The organism is Paenibacillus sp. JGP012 (assembly GCF_014203995.1).
In the GTDB taxonomy this organism is placed as follows: Bacteria; Bacillota; Bacilli; order Paenibacillales; family Paenibacillaceae; genus Paenibacillus; species Paenibacillus silvae.
Window position 1 is genome coordinate 21,335 of sequence record NZ_JACHKG010000036.1, and the last position, 17,203, is coordinate 38,537.

Consider the following 17,203-nt stretch of genomic DNA (forward strand, 5'->3'; position numbering starts at 1 on the left):
CAAGTTCGATCCGATCGGGTGGTGCCACTAGCAACTCAGATGTCTCTCCCCGAATCGGTGTAGGTGCCGTAATTCTGAATGAACGCGGCGAGGTGCTGCTTGCATGGCGTAATCGCGCACCCGAGCAGCACACCTGGAGTATTCCCGGCGGAAAAGTAGATGCATATGAAACGCTTGAGACAACAGTCATTCGTGAGATCAAAGAAGAGGTGAATCTGGATATCGCCATCGACGAACTGCTTTGTACAGCCGAAACGATTCGCCCTGAACAGCAGGAGCACTGGATATCCATGCTCTATTCCACCAGAGTTATCGGCGGGGAAGCACGCAATATGGAGGAAGGTGGTGCAGTTGGCGAGATCGGCTGGTTCCCGCTGCATGAGCTGCCTGCTCCGCTCGCCAGTTTTGCCATCCCGGCACTGGAAGCAGCGAAAAAGCGATATACAGGCAAGCCGTATAACCATGATGCGCAGTAAAGCTGCAAGAGATTTCGCCCCCGCCCTTCATTAAAGCAACACTTATAACCTTCATTAAGGCTACACTTATAACCGTCAGAATCTCATTGGAGCAGCAGTGCCCTTTGGAGCATGACGGTTTTTTTGCTGTATCATTGAATGAACTTGAATCTATATAAGTTATATATAAGTTGAACTGAAGAATTTACACAAGCCACTCCGATGACAGAATAACCTTCCAATCGCTGTTATCCCCAGATTTTTTTGATTCCCCCTTTCTAAACGGAAAATCCGGTGATAAAGGCGAACGCTTTCGCTTTTTCAGGTTTTTTCTGTCCTCTCCGTTAATGTGTAAAAAAATAGTTTAACTTATATCGTCAGTGAATGAATGAATTTCAAAAAAAAACGAGAACCGTTCGGTCGCTTTCCCTGTCTAATACGAAACAACATCCTGAAAGGAGGCCCCATGTGACCCCTGCCGAACTTACCCTCGCCGCACAAAAAGGGGATGCTGAGGCTTTTGCAGCCTTAATGGAAATGCATCAGAGCCGCCTGTACCGAATCGCCTATGCTTATCTGCATAATGAAGGAGATGCACTGGAAGCGATACAGGAATCCACCTACCGCGCATACCGTAATCTAAAAAAACTGAAAGAGCCCTCTTACTTCGGTACGTGGCTGATCCGTATTCTTCTCAATTATTGTGCTGACGAACGGAAACATAAGCATCGCTTCAGTCCCGTATCCGCAGTTCAGGAAACAGGCCGTTGGGACCGTCCCGAGGACCCCGATCTGGCCGCTGCTGTATCTGTACTGGAGCCGGAATACAAACAGATTATTATTTTAAGCTATTTTGAAGGTTTCTCACTCACCGAAGTCGCGGATATCCTCGACATTCCCGCTGGAACTGTCAAATCACGACTGCACCGTGCGCTGGGAAAGCTCCGCGATCAACTTGAACCGAAAGGAGAACTTTCCTCATGACCGATAAGCATAATGCATTTGAAAACCTGGAATCACGACTTCAGGCACGCAAGAATGAATATGATGCGATAAGTGTGCCAGAGGCAGCTGCAATCCAAGCGGTACAAGCTGGCATCCGTCAAGTCTCCCGTAAACGAAAAACCAGGCTGCGCTGGCTGACCAGTTCGATCTCGGCGGCTGCACTTGTGCTACTGTTTACCGGCTGTATCCGGGTATCTCCTGCTTTTGCCTCCTTTGTAGAGCAACTGCCTGGCATGGAAAGTGTCGTCAGCTTGATCCGTCAGGACAAAGGACTTATGATGGCTATCGATCAGTCCCTGTTGCAGAAGGTCGGGATCACCGATGAGCATGATGGGGGTTCTGTCACCGTGGAGGGTATTATTACGGACGAGTCACGCATGGTTATTTTTTACAAGATGAAAGGCATGAAAAATACGGAGAAATTTGATTATGACATTGATCTGCTCGATGGGAGCGGCAAACAGCTTCCGGTTAGTTTTGGGTATGCTACTCTCCATTCCGATTCGGATGCAGAAGATCAAGTGTATGAAAACTATATTGATGTCACCTTTCCCAACGAAACGTCCCCTCCGGATGTGTTAACCGTAGTATTCAAATCCAGAGACGCAGCTAAACCAGGTGTATGGAAAGTAACCTTGCCTGTAGATAAAAATCTGACCAAAGGAATGAAAAAGGTCATACCTGTTCATCAGTTGTTAGTCATCGATGGACAACGTATTCAGGTGAAGCAGGCTACGATGTATCCAACACGTGTAGTGCTTGATGTACAGCTTGATTCGAGCAACACCAAAAAAATCTTCGGTCTCAGCGATCTGCAACTGGTCGATGAACAAGGACGGGCTTGGAGAACGGACACTTCCATGGGTGAAGATACACGTTCCATCTATTTCGAGAGCATGTACTTCTCCAAACCCAAAAAGCTGACCTTGCAAGGTTCGGGCTTCTCAGGTCTGGATAAAAAGGAACTCGATTTCACCCTCAACCTGAAAACCCATGAGATTACTGGTGGTCCTCCTGGACTTCAAATGCTTGGCAGCAAGGTCGAAGGTAAAGATCTGACGATTGATTTCTCCGTGCCAGACAGCATGGAAAATAGCTTTGTGCTCTCCTTCAGTAAAGTGAAGGACAGCTCAGGTCATTCTTATCAGGTTCCAGGCTCTAGCTGGAGTCCCGGACACGGGAAAGACCAGAATCATACTACAGTTTCATCTACAATTGAAAATGGCGGAAAATTACATGGTGAGCTTCGGATGCAGATTTCTACCTACCCTTACCGAGTAAAAGCACCATTTTCACTTGAAATTCCTATTGATAATTGAAAGGTGGTCATACCATGAACCTACGTTCAGTCCGATATCCACAGCCGCTTTTGCAAGGCGATACGATTGGTGTAACCGCACCCTCCAGTGGTGTAAAAGAAGCCATGCATCACTACCTGGAAGACAGTATAGCTCAGGTGCAGCTCCTTGGCTTCAACGTCAAGGAAAGCTCTTCACTTCGCCACAATGCCAAATGTGTGAGTGCTCCCAAAGATACGCGTGCTGCTGAACTGAACGCCTTTATGCTAGATTCCAGCATAAAGGCTGTCATCCCGCCATGGGGCGGTGAATTTCTGCTGGATATTCTACCCTTGCTGGACTGGGATGCGCTAAAGCAATCACCGCCCAAATGGATTATTGGCTATTCGGATATCAGTACGTTCCTCTTTGCTTATACGCTGTTAACGGGATCGGCTTCAGCGCATGGTACCAATTTTATGGATATTCGGTCGGCCCAGCTGGATGCTGTGTCTGCCCGCTGGCTTGATGTGTTACAAACCAGCGCTGGGGAAGAGATTACACAGATATCCTCTACTCATTGTCAATCCGATTGGAACATGAAAGTGCCCGGCTTCAATCTGGACACACCATCGTGCTGGAAGCTGCTTGGAGCAGCAGAAAACTCAGCTTCCTCTGTTCGATTCGCTGGTCGGCTGCTTGGCGGCTGCTTGGACACAATCACTTGTCTTATCGGTACCCCGTTTGCACCTGTAGAAAACTACCTGCAGCAGCACTGTGCTAACGAAGGAAGCATCTGGTATCTGGAAAGCTGCGAGATGAATGCAAGTGATATTTATCGGCGGCTATGGCAGATGAGACAGGCAGGGTGGTTTACCGGGGCGAACGGTTTTCTCATTGGTCGGCCCGCCGGGTATTCCGACACAGCTGATTTTACATTTACGGATGCCCTTTCCAGTGCTCTTGGTGATCTGAACGTGCCTGTGCTGTATGATGTAGACCTAGGACATATCCCACCCCAGATCACCTTTGTTAATGGAGCGATGGGGCAAGTCAGTTACGAAAAGGGCAGCGGATCACTCAGGATGGTATTTGTGTAATCACCTTTTCTAGGCAGATGCATACCTTGTAGCAAGAAAGATTTTATTTCAAGGAAGGGTTGTGCATCATGTCTGAATCACCAACCACAACATCCGCCCGCGTTGTATATCAGGCCAATCAGCCAATGCTGCAATCGGTGCAAAGTGTACGGAATATGCTGCATCATACCGTTCGTCAGCATGTCGGCAAGAAAGTACAAGTTCAGAACATCGACGGTCAGGTCTGGGAAGGTGTCATCATTAATGCAGATCGCGGAATTCTGTATCTCCAGGTGACACCGATGCACGGTTATCCTGAACCGCGTGCTTTGTTTGGTCCAACCATTCTGCCGCTGGTGCTGTATGAATTGCTCGTGATTACACTGCTCATGTAATACAGAAAGCTTCGCCTTCATCCTTACGAGGAAGAGGACGAAGCTTTTTGGGGTTTACTTGAGGCCATTCTCCATTAATCCAGGCTGTACCCTTATTGCGCCGCACAGGCCCCTTCGGGCAGCTCGATGCACAATGTGGCCTGCGATTGCTTACGAGCGTGTGAAATGTGGTACAATGATGTCGATGCCTTATTTTATATGAAACGGAGCTTGATCCGGTTGAAATACATACATCATGAACCCGATTCTCCTGTTCACCCCGAACCGGAGATCAGTAACCAAAGTCAGCATGCTGCTGAACCAGAGGAGCACTCTCATGTGATTGCCATCTGTCTGCTTGCTGGCAAAATCATGCTGCAGAGCGGCGGCGAAACCTATCGTGTTGAAGATACGATGAAGCGTATGGCCGCAGCGCTTGGCCTGCCCCATTCACAAAGCTATGTTGTGCCTACAGGCATCTTTTTCTCGGTGGATGCCACCGAGCCAGCGAAGTTGATTCGCATATCCGAGCGTACGACCGATCTGGATAAAGTGTCTGAAGTCAACGCCGTCTCACGCCGGATCGGACAAGGCTTGCTTACGGTTCAGGAAGCACACGAGCTGCTGCTGGAGATTGAACGGAAACCTTCAGGTTACACGTATGCAGTTCAGCTGGCCGCTGCTGCCTTATCCAGTGCCTGCTTCACGATCATGTTCGGCGGAGGCTGGGGTGATTTTCTACCAGCGCTCATCTGCGGAGGCACAGGTTATGCTGCCGTTATTCTCTTTCACCGCTGGGTGCGTGTTAAATTTTTTGCAGAGCTAACGGCGTCCTTTGTCATCGGCATGCTTGCCTTTTTGCTCGTTTATATTGGAGCAGGCTTTGAACGGGACAAAATTATAATCGGTTCCGTGATGCCGCTCGTACCCGGACTGCTGATTACCAATGCGGTACGCGACTTGATGGCTGGACATCTGGTGTCAGGCTTGTCCAAGGGCGCTGAAGCTTTTCTGACGGCGTTTGCTATCGGCACGGGTATTGCCGTCGTGTTTTCACTTTTGATGTAAGACGGAGGTATGCAGGAAATGCTCCATTTTATCGAGCAAGCATTGACAAGTTTTGTTGCATCGGCAGCGTTTGGCATTATCTTCAATGCCCCCAGACGTATGCTGCTTCACGGCGGATTTGTTGGTATGATCGGCTGGATCATCTATATTGTGCTTGAATATGCAGCGGATGCTGTTCCCGCTACTCTGGCAGCAACAGTCGCCGTAGGTGTCATCAGCCAGCTGTTCTCTCGCATGTTTCGTGCCCCCGTCATCATTTTCAGCGTGGCAGGCATCATTCCTCTTGTGCCCGGCGGCCTTGCATATAACGCCATGCGCAGCTTTGTTCAGAACGATTACAGTGCCGCGATGGAGATGGCTGCCAAAGCACTGATGTTATCCGGTGCTATTGCCGTAGGATTGGTATTATCCGAGGTACTGAATCAGATGATTCGCAGCCTGTCTCGTTCAGGCCGCGTCAAATCCGCATCCAAATGAATAACAAACAACCCACTGTCTGCAAGCTTCGGCTTGCTTCAGTGGGTCTCTTTAATTTTCAGACCTGCATCATAATTTCAGTTACTGGATAAACGTATTCTTTACTCGCACCGATCTGAGAAAATACGGAATAAAGATGCAGCACGCAAGCAGGGATCGAACAATCACCTGAAAGGCCGGCTGTGCATCCAGCACATGCACTTCTCTTCCCATCTCCTGCTGCGCAATCAGAATCCAGGTAACTACACTGATGATCGCATTTACAATGTACTGTATGATCATCATACGGGGAAACAGTCGTTTCTTCCGATATAACAGAACAAGATTTATGATGACCAGTACAGACAGAAGGATGCTGCTGATGAAGCCAAACCACAAGATCGGTCGGATCACTTCGGTATATATTTGCGGATCAACCCCTCGACTGCCTTCCCACCTTGCAGGGTCCATAATTACTGTGACACTTGACAGGTCCGAGAGTAGAAATACCAGCGAAGCCCACAGACTAATCTGGATTAAAATCAACCAGCCACCCAGGCCGGAAATACCCGAACGTTTCGTACGTGCTCCACTTTTATACGAGTAAACATCCCGTTCTTCATTTGAACCAGCAATTGGACGGTTCATGTTAGCCTCCTTATAAACGATCTAGGAGCACCTATTATATCTCAACATCTGTATGAAACGCTATAAAAAGGACTTATTCACCAACCAGGTTGGCTGTACCACTTATTCCCTTCATTACTTCATCTATCTCATCATCTCTTCGCCCGTTTCATCACCGCCGCGAACAAGGCCGCTGCGCTCCCACTTCCTGACTTCAAATAATGCTGCGCATCCGTATAATCAAACCCCATCCATACAACACCAGTCCACTCTCGCGTATACCCGGCAAACCAAATATCCCGGTTCGCCCCTTTGGGCGCATTCGGGAAGGCCGCCTGTGTTGTACCCGTTTTGCCTGCTACTTGCTCCTGAGGCAGCTGGGCACGCTTTCCTGTCCCACGACTAACCACTTGCTGCAGCATATGGGTCATCTCCTGAGCCGTGCGTCTGGATATCACCTGTCTGTGTTCAGAGCGATGAGCATAGATCACCCGCCCGCGTGCATCTCTGATCTCACGTATAAAATGTGCCTTGTTCAGCCTGCCTTCATTGGCAAAAACAGCATAAGCCTGCGCCAGCTTCATTGGTGAAATTCCCTGATGCAATCCACCGAGGGCAATGGAAAGATTCATATCCTCGGCCTGTAATTCAATCCCCAGTCGCTGGGCAAACGCTTTGGCTTCGCTCAATCCGATTTGATTCAGCAGCCATACGGCCGGTGAATTAATAGACTGCTGCAGCGCTTCGGACAACGATACCGTTCCTCGATATCTGCCGCCCACATTGTCTGGTTGATAACTGCCATATCTTATCGACCGGTCAGGCAGCATGCTCTTTGGTATGAATCTCTTTGATTCCAATGCAGGACCATACACAATAACAGGTTTAAACACCGAGCCAGGCTGTCTCGCATCAATCAGCGCACGATTGATATCCCCCTTCGCGGGATTTCGGCCACCCATCATGGCCTTTACTTCACCATTATGCTGATCCAACAGCACCATACTGGCCTGTACCTGCTGATCTTCTCGATCATCCGGAAACCAGACGGTTTCGGCAAAGGTTTCTTCCATGGCCCGCTGCGCGCTTGGGTTTAATCCCGTTTGTACAACCCAGCCTGCGGAGCGAACCTCGGCTTCACTCTTGCCTGTAAGAAGAGCAGCCTCCTGGATTACTGCATCCACGGCTGATATGTACGCAGGTCCGTGCCCATCCGATGCTGGAGTTGATGACAGGTTCAGCAACGCTGAGCGTGGAGGTTTGTATTCGACAGATGCAGCCTCCTGCATCTGGCTTTTGGTAATGATCCCCTGTTTATGCATTAAAGAAAGCACTACACTCCGGCGCTCTTTGGACAGCTTTTCGTTATCAATCGGATTGTAGATGGAAGGGCCTTTAGGCATGCCCGCCAGCGTGGCGATCTGCCACAGTTCGAGCTGCTTCAGATCCTTCACACCAAAATAACGCAAAGCTGCTGCCTTGACTCCATACTGCTGCTGTCCCATATAAATCTGATTAAGATACATTTCCAGAATGTCATCTTTGGAAAATTTCTTTTCCAGCTCGATTGCGAGAGATAACTCGTTTATTTTGCGGATCATCGTTTTGTTTCCGTTCAGGTACAGATTTCTGGCCAACTGCTGTGTTATAGAGCTTCCACCCTGATTCCAGTTCATATGTATCATATTTTGTACCACTGCTCTGCCCACACCAATGACATCCAAACCAGAATGACGATAAAAGCGCCGGTCTTCCGTAGCTAAAAAAGCCTGAACCAGCATCTCTGGCATGTCCTGCAGACTTGCATACGCTGAATAGCCTCGACCTGATACCTTCAACCGTGTTATTTCCCGTCCATTTTCGTCCAGGATGATCGTTGAGGATACCCCCTGCACTACTTTTGATGAACTACGGACTACCATGTTACCGTATGTGTGAAGGTAAACATATAACATCACCAGCAGAACGGCTGCAATGACGCCAACATCATACGTTCGGTATACCCAGCGCTTGACTTTCGCACTTAACATTTTGCTTCCTCAGCTTGAGCTTGTGTGAAGTCTTGTTCCTGCTGCTTGTTGCGATTGCTCCAGTCGGGGATTTCAAGCGCATGCCGGAGCAGGTTTGTCTGTTCATACGCCATTTTTGCCCAATGCAGCACTTCGCGATCCTTCCCGCCCGGCCCGTTCATCAGCTCCTCCAATGCTGATTGAATGCCGTACAGTGTAAGCTCAACAGGCAAGGCCGTACGTTTACTTGCCACCTGAGGCTGGACATGAGTGACAGCTTCGGCTTCTTTGGGTCTCACACGGGAAACCTGAGGATGCCCGGCTTCCTTTGCCATCAGGGCGGCGATCCCATTGATCTGATCACTTAACTGGCGCAGTTCACCGCTGCTCAACACTCGGATTGGCTCAGGAATCCGTCCATTTGCAAGCTGCTGCGTTCCCCGGACAAGCTGTCCAACATCATCAGCGATTTTCTGTGAGCGAATCCAGAAAAACAACGCAAACAACCCTCCACCTGCCACCAAAAGTATCGGCTTCTTTCCAATGACATTAATGCACCAATGCACCAGTAGAGTAATCCACGCAACCTCATGGAATACGAAACGATACACCAAAATCATCAGCTGGTAACTAACAAAAAGAAGCACGGTGCTCAGAACCGCACTTGCTCCGCAGATATATATGTATTTCATTCGAACTGTGTTTACTCTTGTATCCATATTCGGTATCCTCCCTCATGCTCCAGCAAATGATAGAGGTAGCATACCGAATACTTCTTAAAAGGACTTTGTTAACTTCTTATCAAATTCTTAATTTTCATCCAAACGGATCCATAAAACCTATTCCGCTTCTCCAGCATGCGATGCTGGTGGAGTAATAGCCGGAAAACGGGTCACAAAATCGGTGCGACCATGTTCACTGGTTGCAGCAATGCTCCCTTGGTGCAGTTCGATCATTGATTTAGCGATGGCTAACCCCAGCCCTGTACCTCCAGTATCACGAGAACGTGATTTATCCACGCGGTAGAAACGTTCGAACAGATGTGGCAGGTCCTGCGCCGGAATCGGTTCTCCGTAATTGCTGATACGTACAACGGCCTCTCCGTCTTCAAGTGAAAGTCCAATTTCCATCAGCTTGCCCTGTGCCCCGTAACGAATGGCATTGCTGAACAGGTTCTCATAAGCTCGCACCAGTTCCCCTGGAGCTGCCTGAATCCATAAGGGCTGCTCGGCCCCAACCATTGTATAAGTCATACCTGCCTCCTCCAGCATGGGAGCAAACTCTTCGGCAAGCTGCATGAGGAAGGGGTTCAGATTCAGCGGTTTCAAGGATAAAGGCAGACTCCCTCCACTGACCCGCGTATACTCAAACAAATCATCAATGAGCTTGCGTAAGGTCAAAGATTTCTCATAGGCGATGCTGACGTAATATCGCATTTCCAATTCGTCCTGATATCGATCCTTCTCGATATATTCCAGAAAGCCAAGGATCGAAGTCAGCGGTGTTCTCAGATCATGTGATATGCCTGTAATCAGATCATTCTTGGCAGCTACTGCACTTCGTTCTTCCTGCAAGGATCGCTGCAGCTGTTCCGCCATCTGATTAATACTCGCGGCAACCACGCCGAATTCATCGGAAGTTTTCACCTCGATGCGATGTGAAAGTTCACCTTTGGCTACCTCCTGAATTCCAGCCGTGATCTCATCCAGCACAACCATGACTTTACGGGTAAACAGGAAGAAAAACAGCACAAAACTGATGATCCCAACAGCAATCATCAGCGGAACGGAGCCAATATGATTTACCAGCCATCGAACGGCTTGCCCCGGGATCGTATAATTCGGATAACGCTGAGTTTCCAGAATCGACTCGCCCAGCTTGGATGCTCCATACAGAATGACTGCCGTTAACACACCGCTCAGCAGAAATGCATAAATAAACTTCCATCGTACCGTGTTGATCAGTTTCGAATTCATTAAAGAAACTCCCTGTTTGTATCTTTCATACTGCTTGTATCTTTCAAACTGCATAATTAAATCAAATTACTGTGGTTTAATCATTTTGTATCCGACACCCCACACGGTCTGAATAAATTTGGGATGTTTGCTGTCTGGCTCAATCTTCTCACGGAGTTTACGAATATGGACCATAACAGTGTTGTTGGACTCCATAAACTCTTCCTTCCAGACCTGCCGATAAATCTGCTCCATGCTCAGTACAGAGCCCTGATGACGGGCCAGCAGTTCCAGCACAGCGAATTCACGGGGTGTCAGATGAACAGCTTTCTCATCTACCCATACTTCATGTGTATCCGTGTTGATCACCAGATCATCAATGACCCATTCGTACTCCCTGCTCTCTCTGCCATCATTAAATGTGTGATACCTGCGAAGCTGAGATTTGGCCCGCGCTACGAGTTCAAGCGGATTGAACGGCTTGGTTACGTAATCATCAGCCCCAATGCTCAGACCTGTGATTTTATCGATATCCGTACTCTTTGCAGACAGCATAATAATCGGCATCTTCTGCTGCTCCCGAATCTTCATACAGGCTTCAATCCCGTCCATATTCGGCATCATGACATCCAGAATGATCAGATCAATCACTTCGGTCTCAAGCAGCTTCAGCGCCTGTATTCCGTCATTTGCTTTCAAAATCCGGTACCCTTCATTGCTAAAATAAATTTCCATCAGTTTAATAATATCCTGCTCATCATCGACAAGCAGTATTGATGCTGGTTGTGCCACGGCATAGTTCCTTTCTGTCTCACAAGTGTTACAAGGCTTCATGCAACGTTCATTCCATCTTATCTGTTCACAGTATACCACCTTGGGATCAAGTTGCGAAAATCATCGTGATCTTCACGTACACGGTCAATTTTCATCATCATCTCATCCGTCTCTTCCGGCTTTACGTGCTGAATCCACACCACGGAAGATACCAGAGCCATGGCCATATACAGTGAATACATTCTCCAGAATTCTTCATTTGGTTCATTACCATCAAAATACCCCTGTACCTGTCCGATCGAATAGGGAACACTGGTCTCCGTCGCAAATAAACCCAGCTTCAGAAATTCATGTACAGGGTCTCCCTGGTCTGCACGATTAAAATCGATCACACCGGCCAATTCTCCCTGGTTTATGACGAGATTGGCGGGATGAAAATCATCGTGCTGAAAATAATCAGGACGTCCTTTCATGCAGTCCAGATGGTCCTCAATAAAGCTCAGAATGGCTTGATCCTGCTTCATAACAACAGAACACTCTCTGTATTTGTCCACGTAACGCCGATGTTTCCTGCTTTTGCGGCTGTACCAGGACTCGGCCTGCTTCTCTACAGGCAGCCTATGAATATTTTTCAGCTGCGCTCCTGCCTGCATGCCGATGGACCACTGCTGCTTCTCATTCAGGAGAGGCAGCGCCTCAGAGGCATCCTCGCCCTCCAGATAACTCAGGATCATATACCCGTTGTTCTCATCCAGCTCCCCGATGCCAAGGGGTGCAGAGCACAAAACTCCCATCTGTCTTAACCGTTCCAATAGGTGAACCTCTGTTTGCTTGGATTGCAGTTCACTGTGAGGAAAAACCCGAAGCAGCACCTTCCCCAGATGAGGAGTAACAACTTTAAACTTGTGATCCAGGGAATATCCTTTTGAGATACGTTCAACCTGTACCGCGTTCTGAAGCTCAGGTATGCCTTTCATAAACTCAATTAAATTGACACTTGAAAATGGATGATGGTCATGCTTGAATTCCGCCATTTGCAGCCCTCCATTGATCATTGTATGATGTATAAAATCACCACGATGGATTAGTGACGCTGTATATGCCTTGTTCGCAAACCCTATATTCTAATCAACACAGCTTATATGTATTTGGTTATGTATTCGTTCAAACAAACATGGCCGTCTGAGGCTCTCTGCCGGTGAGTGTCAACATAGTGTAGAGCTGTCCCCTGTGGTGATACATATGCCCCATCATCTCAAGCAGCCACTCCAAACGAGTGTAAGAAGCACCCCAATAGGATGTTGTGACCTGGAGCAATTCTTCTGTCGTAAACTGCATATACCGTTGATACAGACAGTTCCGATTCTCAATAAGCGCATGCTTGATCTGCTGAAGAGTACACACACGATTTTCATTATAAAAATCAGTCATTTCTTGCTCGGACGCACCTTCGGATATGTACAAGTCTGCCCGACAGACTAAAGCCAGGTGGGAAAGCAGCTCTCCTATCGTTCGTTTCCCTTCGATCGGTGCTATAGTTAAATCTTCCTCACTTAATTGATCACAGATTTCCATTAAAGATGTAACAGCCGTATCGATATGTTTAAATGCAGACTGAATCAACGTCACCACTTCCTTTTAATTACATTATACAGAACATATGATCTCATTTCAAGCCAATGAATCCATTTTATATATAAACTTCTCCCTTCCCCAGCTAACATTTTTGCATAAAAAAAGTCCCTGCTCCTTCATATAGACGGAAGCTTGGGACATTTTGTTACAAATTCTGAATATTTATTCACCTAATATATGGAATACAACAATGGGTTAGACTCAACATTTTACACGCGGCCAATCAGCTTGAATAAATCAAGCAGCATGTGCGGTCAAATTGACCAGCCTCCAGGTCCGCACCTCGAACGAAAAATTGAAGCTCACCGCAGTCCAGCCAATGAAAGCCGATGGCATCATGCGTATCTATTTTTAACAGCAGCAATGTATCCGACAGCTCTTCCCAGGTCCGTTCCTCATCACCACCGTAGTGCGCTGTCAGCTTGTTCATACATTCCCGCTCATCGCCATTGTAAGCCTCACCGAGCTCGATATAACTTAATGCCTGGTGCTCTGCATCGGGATGCTGCCCCTCCGGATAACCAAACATACCACCCCAGTTCAGCGGGCTTGGATGATTCCAATCCGATTCAAATTCCAGATAACGGTCAAACAAACTGCCCTCGGCAGCTTCAACAGCAGCCTCTTCCCCGAATTCAATCGCTGGAGCTGCTTGTCGTTCATTTAATGCCGATGCGTCTATATACGGATATGTAGGAACCTCAAGGTTAGGCAATACCGTAACGGCATGAGCTACCGTCGGTTTTCCCCCCAGCGCAGTGTCCCCTTCAGGCTCGCGTCTCACTAAATGATGTGTTGAAGGTTCATAGATCACCTGATGTTCAATCGGGTAGCCAGCTTGCACCTCGCCAATGAAAAAGTACAGCATGCCCCGCTCCGGCAGCGTTCCGCGTCCGTCATTCGGCGTGTATGGAGTCAGATCCACCATATTCAGCTGGGCCAGAAAAGTCATCGGCACCCCGTTCTCTGTCAGCGGCCAGTCCAGATCCTCCGGCAGATCAGGATGCCCGCCTACACGCGAATTCCCCGTTCTGCGATATTGATCCGTTGTGGATACATCCAGACGAATACCCCAGCGTCCAGCATCCAGCACCAGATCGGCAACAGCACCGAGACCGTATTCTTCTTCGAGGGTTTTACGAGCTTTTCTAGTCAGACGTTCACATTGTTCCGGCTTAATCATATAGATCCTCCCTTTTTGACATTACACCTATGCTGAGACTTATTCACGCTCACACCTGTATATTCTTCCGCCTTGTCTTTTTTCCCTGCTTTCTTGTGTAAAAAAGAGGCTGACTCCGTCAGCCCCTATCACTTCATATACTCATGTTATCGATTTGAATCAGGAAACTTCTCCTGATACGCAAGCATATGCTCCTCGCCATCCAGAAACTCATGCGACTGGTGGGCAGCCATCACCCCGTGATAACTGATATCGAGGCCAAGTTCCTCCTCTTCCTCTGTGGAACGGACAGGAACAAGCTTGCCAATCAGCTTGAGTCCAAACCAGGTCATCGCAAATCCCCACAGCACCAGCGCAGTCAGCCCCAGCACCTGAACGCCAAGCAGCTTCCAGCCGCCGCCCATGAACAGCCCGCCATCCGTAGCGAACAGCCCTACTGCGATTGTTCCCCACATTCCCGAGACGGCATGTACAGGAAAAGCGCCGACCGGATCATCAATCCGCATGCGATCCAGCCAGCTGGTGGCGGCCATCATCAGCAGACCGGAGACCGCACCGATGAATATCGCAGCCAGATCACCTACAAAAGCACATCCAGCCGTGATGCCAACCAATCCCGCAAGTGAACCATTAATGACAGATGGCGCATCCGAACGATTAAAGCGGAACAAGGTGTATAGTAACGTAGCCGCACCACCTGCTGCCGCAGACAGCATCGTTACGATAGCTATGTGACCGATTCTGACATCAGTTGCACTCAAAGTGCTGCCAGCGTTAAAGCCAAACCATCCGAACCACAGCAGGAAGGCACCGACTGATGCCAGCGGCAGATTGCTCGGCAGTGCGATCGCACTCACACCAAGCGGTGTGTATTTGCCTTTGCGCGGCCCGATAATAATCGCTGCGGCCAGCGCAGAGAAGCCGCCCAGAGCATGGATGACTGCCGATCCTGCAAAATCCTGCATGCCCAGCTGACTGAGCCAGCCACCGCCCCATGCCCAGTGTCCGCCAATCGGATAGATAATCGCTGTCATTAGAATAATATACAAAAGGTATGCCCTGAAATTGATCCTTTCGGCTACCGCCCCGGACACAATGGATATCACCGCAATCGTAAAAGCCGCCTGAAACAGCCAGAAAGTCTCCAGCGATACCGGCACATCCAGATGGGAAAGATCTCCGTTCAGGAAAAATCCTGTTACACCCACGAAACCACCTGCATCTGAACCATACATCAATCCAAACCCGATGGTGTAAAACAATAATGTACCGATTGTAATATCGGCAAACACCTTCATAATAATGTTCACACTGTTTTTATATCGGACAAACCCGGCCTCCAGCAGGGCAAATCCGCCCTCCATCAACAAGATCATCGCTGCACTGAGTACAACCCAGACGGTGTCGATCCCGGAGCTTAACGTCTCCAAAGTCATGCCTGTACATCCTCCGTTTCACTAAGCTGTCTGATTTCGCGAATCGTCTCGGGTGTAAGCTCGATCTCTTCCTGATGATGCTGTTCAGCGAGTTGAATGCGTTCCACAATCAGATCCAGCTCACGAATGCGTCTGCGAATCTGCTCCATCTTGCGAAAACGCTCCTTCACCTGCACCATATATTCCACCGCCTGGTGGTGAGAAGCCGGACGCCCTGCAAACCATTTGCGTACAGGCGACAAGGACTGGTACGCCACTTCCTCGGCTCGCCGCTTCTGTTCAAACTGTTCAATCTTCTGCTTGAGTGTGTCGATCTCATTTTCTTTTTTGACCTTCAACCGTTCGATAAGGTACAATAGATCGGACGATGATATTTGCAATACTGTATGGTGATACACCTCGTCGATTACTAACATATCATGTCAGGACTCCTTACATATCAAGTTACTTGTTACCGATTATAGTTTGCCGGGGAGTGCCCGTCAATCTTTTTTTCGTTTTACAGACGACGATGTATACGATTCAGCATACCCAATTCAAGGGTATGTTTTTTGTTTTCTCCAAAAATTCATCTAACAAGAGGAAATATAGGTGAAGTTCGCATTTACTCCTTCTATGTTCTATGCTGATTAAACAGGATCCCATATGTTCCGTTGCACATATACAAACCGTAATGTTTATTGTAATAAACCTACAGAGAGGATGTTAATGATGTTTGAACGTAATGACGAAATACGCAATCAAATCTGGGAGGCTATCTCTGGATTAGATGAAGATCAATTGAATCAGAAGCCTTCACCCGAACAGTGGAGCATTATACAAGTGCTGCGGCACTTGAATCTTATGGAAAATGTAATCACCAAGCAAGCTCGTCTTGCATTGGAAAAAGAACAAAATGTGTCCATTGAGAAAAAACCTTATGAAATGTCTCTGGACCGCAGCCGATCCGTTGAAGCCCCTCCTCATGTGCAGCCACCAACTGACCCTGAGGCACTTGCGGATATTCGCAACGATCTGGCTGCGTCCCATCAAGCACTGGAACAGTTTGCACGTGAGCATGATGTTGCCCTGCTACGCAGCAAGTCGTTCCCTCACCCGGCTTTCGGCGAGATGGACCTTGCGCAGTGGATTGATTTCACAAGCTATCATGAGGAGCGCCATCTAGGGCAGATTCTGGAGATCAAGCAGCAGCTTGGCTTCTGATATCATAAAACGAACAAAACCTCCGCAAGCCACGTCATCGTGGATACGGAGGTTTTCCTATGTTTACATTGAAGCCGCACGCAAGCGGCTCCAGTCAGATTTTTTTACCCAGAATGACCAAATCCCGATTCACACCGTCCAGCACAGCCACCTCGGGATAGAACCCCCACTGTTCAAAGCCATGTTTGCGTAATAACCCCAGACTCGGCTCATTGTGCCCAAACACAAAACCAAGAATCGTCGTTACCCCCAGTGCAGGACATGCGTCAAACACCGTCTTCAGCAAACGTCCTCCTGCGCCGATTCCGCGGCAATGCTGATCCACATACACACTTACTTCTACCGTGCCATTGTAAGCAGGTCGCCCATAAAATGAACTCAGACTGGCCCATGCCACCACCTGCCCATCCAGCTTCATTACCCACAATGGACGACGATCCGCCGTATGCTCATTGAACCATGGCAGGCGCTGCTCTACCGTCACCGGCTCCAGATCTGCCGTTACCATGCGGCTTTCGATCGTTGAATTATAAATGGCTACAATACCGGGCAAGTCTTCAAGACGCGCGTATTCGATCTTTACCTTTTCCAGTTCCATTCCGATTCCTCCATCAACTTATACAAGTCAAACTAAAGACTTTACACAATCCACTCCGGTGATAAAGGC

Annotated in this window: 19 protein-coding genes; 8 read left to right on the forward strand and 11 right to left on the reverse strand. The window is 48.4% G+C overall.

Features of this window, described 5'->3' with window-relative positions; genetic code table 11:
* Positions 1 to 8: 8 nt before the first annotated feature.
* The 7 genes from HNR77_RS26325 (at position 9) to HNR77_RS26355 (ending at position 5,735) form a co-directional block, all read left to right on the forward strand.
* Positions 9 to 476, forward strand: a complete 468-nt coding sequence (locus HNR77_RS26325) for an NUDIX domain-containing protein (protein ID WP_397367619.1) — start codon at positions 9 to 11, stop codon at positions 474 to 476.
* 447 nt (positions 477 to 923) lie between these two features.
* Positions 924 to 1,439, forward strand: a complete 516-nt coding sequence (locus HNR77_RS26330; RefSeq protein ID WP_311768682.1) for a sigma-70 family RNA polymerase sigma factor — start codon at positions 924 to 926, stop codon at positions 1,437 to 1,439.
* Entirely contained in the window at positions 1,436 to 2,779 is a 1,344-nt protein-coding gene (locus HNR77_RS26335) for a DUF4179 domain-containing protein (RefSeq protein WP_184190616.1), read from the forward strand. The genes HNR77_RS26330 and HNR77_RS26335 overlap by 4 nt, the downstream gene beginning before the upstream one ends.
* Before the next feature lie 14 nt (positions 2,780 to 2,793).
* Complete coding sequence (locus tag HNR77_RS26340) at positions 2,794 to 3,837, forward strand: S66 family peptidase (RefSeq protein WP_184190618.1); 1,044 nt, start codon at positions 2,794 to 2,796, stop codon at positions 3,835 to 3,837.
* Between the two features lie 68 nt (positions 3,838 to 3,905).
* On the forward strand, positions 3,906 to 4,211 hold the full coding sequence (locus tag HNR77_RS26345; protein WP_184190620.1) for a hypothetical protein: 306 nt from the start codon (positions 3,906 to 3,908) through the stop codon (positions 4,209 to 4,211).
* Positions 4,212 to 4,430: 219 nt separating this feature from the next.
* Complete coding sequence (locus HNR77_RS26350) at positions 4,431 to 5,258, forward strand: threonine/serine exporter family protein (RefSeq protein ID WP_397367611.1); 828 nt, start codon at positions 4,431 to 4,433, stop codon at positions 5,256 to 5,258.
* 18 nt (positions 5,259 to 5,276) lie between these two features.
* Complete coding sequence (locus HNR77_RS26355; protein ID WP_184190622.1) at positions 5,277 to 5,735, forward strand: threonine/serine exporter family protein; 459 nt, start codon at positions 5,277 to 5,279, stop codon at positions 5,733 to 5,735.
* Positions 5,736 to 5,816: 81 nt separating this feature from the next.
* Here HNR77_RS26355 and HNR77_RS26360 read toward each other — a convergent pair whose 3' ends face one another.
* From HNR77_RS26360 to HNR77_RS26405, 10 genes are all read right to left on the reverse strand, one after another.
* Positions 5,817 to 6,362: a DUF2569 domain-containing protein gene (locus HNR77_RS26360; RefSeq protein ID WP_184190624.1), complete on the reverse strand. Its 546-nt coding sequence runs from the start codon at positions 6,360 to 6,362 to the stop codon at positions 5,817 to 5,819.
* A gap of 131 nt (positions 6,363 to 6,493) precedes the next feature.
* Complete coding sequence (locus HNR77_RS26365; protein ID WP_184190625.1) at positions 6,494 to 8,371, reverse strand: transglycosylase domain-containing protein; 1,878 nt, start codon at positions 8,369 to 8,371, stop codon at positions 6,494 to 6,496.
* On the reverse strand, positions 8,365 to 9,069 hold the full coding sequence (locus HNR77_RS26370; protein ID WP_184190627.1) for a TLC domain-containing protein: 705 nt from the start codon (positions 9,067 to 9,069) through the stop codon (positions 8,365 to 8,367). The genes HNR77_RS26365 and HNR77_RS26370 overlap by 7 nt, the downstream gene beginning before the upstream one ends.
* Positions 9,070 to 9,189: 120 nt before the next feature.
* Entirely contained in the window at positions 9,190 to 10,326 is a 1,137-nt protein-coding gene (locus HNR77_RS26375; RefSeq protein ID WP_184190629.1) for a sensor histidine kinase, read from the reverse strand.
* Between the two features lie 66 nt (positions 10,327 to 10,392).
* Positions 10,393 to 11,139, reverse strand: a complete 747-nt coding sequence (locus HNR77_RS26380; protein ID WP_184190631.1) for a response regulator transcription factor — start codon at positions 11,137 to 11,139, stop codon at positions 10,393 to 10,395.
* A 17-nt stretch (positions 11,140 to 11,156) separates the two neighbouring features.
* Positions 11,157 to 12,113: an aminoglycoside phosphotransferase family protein gene (locus tag HNR77_RS26385; RefSeq protein ID WP_184190633.1), complete on the reverse strand. Its 957-nt coding sequence runs from the start codon at positions 12,111 to 12,113 to the stop codon at positions 11,157 to 11,159.
* Positions 12,114 to 12,243: 130 nt separating this feature from the next.
* Positions 12,244 to 12,702 (reverse strand): DinB family protein, encoded by a 459-nt coding sequence (locus HNR77_RS26390; RefSeq protein WP_184190634.1) that lies wholly within the window; start codon positions 12,700 to 12,702, stop codon positions 12,244 to 12,246.
* A 235-nt stretch (positions 12,703 to 12,937) separates the two neighbouring features.
* Entirely contained in the window at positions 12,938 to 13,897 is a 960-nt protein-coding gene (locus HNR77_RS26395) for a DUF1963 domain-containing protein (RefSeq protein ID WP_184190636.1), read from the reverse strand.
* 146 nt (positions 13,898 to 14,043) lie between these two features.
* Positions 14,044 to 15,333, reverse strand: a complete 1,290-nt coding sequence (locus HNR77_RS26400) for an ammonium transporter (protein ID WP_111268235.1) — start codon at positions 15,331 to 15,333, stop codon at positions 14,044 to 14,046.
* On the reverse strand, positions 15,330 to 15,749 hold the full coding sequence (locus HNR77_RS26405) for a hypothetical protein (RefSeq protein ID WP_184190637.1): 420 nt from the start codon (positions 15,747 to 15,749) through the stop codon (positions 15,330 to 15,332). The genes HNR77_RS26400 and HNR77_RS26405 overlap by 4 nt, the downstream gene beginning before the upstream one ends.
* A gap of 295 nt (positions 15,750 to 16,044) precedes the next feature.
* Between HNR77_RS26405 and HNR77_RS26410 the strand changes: the two genes are divergently transcribed.
* The gene (locus HNR77_RS26410) at positions 16,045 to 16,536 is read left to right on the forward strand and encodes a DinB family protein (RefSeq protein WP_184190639.1); all 492 of its coding nucleotides are present in this window, start codon (positions 16,045 to 16,047) and stop codon (positions 16,534 to 16,536) included.
* Positions 16,537 to 16,630: 94 nt separating this feature from the next.
* Here HNR77_RS26410 and HNR77_RS26415 read toward each other — a convergent pair whose 3' ends face one another.
* On the reverse strand, positions 16,631 to 17,134 hold the full coding sequence (locus tag HNR77_RS26415) for a GNAT family N-acetyltransferase (protein WP_184190642.1): 504 nt from the start codon (positions 17,132 to 17,134) through the stop codon (positions 16,631 to 16,633).
* Between the last annotated feature and the right edge of the window lie 69 nt (positions 17,135 to 17,203).

What these genes read in the sequence shown, in the direction of transcription:
- HNR77_RS26360 (WP_184190624.1), bottom strand. Translation starts at nt 6,362, where the DNA reads ATGAACCGTCCAATTGCTGGTTCAAATGAAGAACGGGATGTTTACTCG.
- HNR77_RS26340 (WP_184190618.1), top strand. Translation starts at nt 2,794, where the DNA reads ATGAACCTACGTTCAGTCCGATATCCACAGCCGCTTTTGCAAGGCGAT.
- HNR77_RS26355 (WP_184190622.1), top strand. Translation starts at nt 5,277, where the DNA reads ATGCTCCATTTTATCGAGCAAGCATTGACAAGTTTTGTTGCATCGGCA.
- HNR77_RS26385 (WP_184190633.1), bottom strand. Translation starts at nt 12,113, where the DNA reads ATGGCGGAATTCAAGCATGACCATCATCCATTTTCAAGTGTCAATTTA.
- HNR77_RS26410 (WP_184190639.1), top strand. Translation starts at nt 16,045, where the DNA reads ATGTTTGAACGTAATGACGAAATACGCAATCAAATCTGGGAGGCTATC.
- HNR77_RS26345 (WP_184190620.1), top strand. Translation starts at nt 3,906, where the DNA reads ATGTCTGAATCACCAACCACAACATCCGCCCGCGTTGTATATCAGGCC.
- HNR77_RS26380 (WP_184190631.1), bottom strand. Translation starts at nt 11,139, where the DNA reads ATGAAGCCTTGTAACACTTGTGAGACAGAAAGGAACTATGCCGTGGCA.
- HNR77_RS26375 (WP_184190629.1), bottom strand. Translation starts at nt 10,326, where the DNA reads ATGAATTCGAAACTGATCAACACGGTACGATGGAAGTTTATTTATGCA.
- HNR77_RS26415 (WP_184190642.1), bottom strand. Translation starts at nt 17,134, where the DNA reads ATGGAACTGGAAAAGGTAAAGATCGAATACGCGCGTCTTGAAGACTTG.
- HNR77_RS26335 (WP_184190616.1), top strand. Translation starts at nt 1,436, where the DNA reads ATGACCGATAAGCATAATGCATTTGAAAACCTGGAATCACGACTTCAG.
- HNR77_RS26395 (WP_184190636.1), bottom strand. Translation starts at nt 13,897, where the DNA reads ATGATTAAGCCGGAACAATGTGAACGTCTGACTAGAAAAGCTCGTAAA.
- HNR77_RS26405 (WP_184190637.1), bottom strand. Translation starts at nt 15,749, where the DNA reads ATGTTAGTAATCGACGAGGTGTATCACCATACAGTATTGCAAATATCA.
- HNR77_RS26370 (WP_184190627.1), bottom strand. Translation starts at nt 9,069, where the DNA reads ATGGATACAAGAGTAAACACAGTTCGAATGAAATACATATATATCTGC.
- HNR77_RS26365 (WP_184190625.1), bottom strand. Translation starts at nt 8,371, where the DNA reads ATGTTAAGTGCGAAAGTCAAGCGCTGGGTATACCGAACGTATGATGTT.
- HNR77_RS26400 (WP_111268235.1), bottom strand. Translation starts at nt 15,333, where the DNA reads ATGACTTTGGAGACGTTAAGCTCCGGGATCGACACCGTCTGGGTTGTA.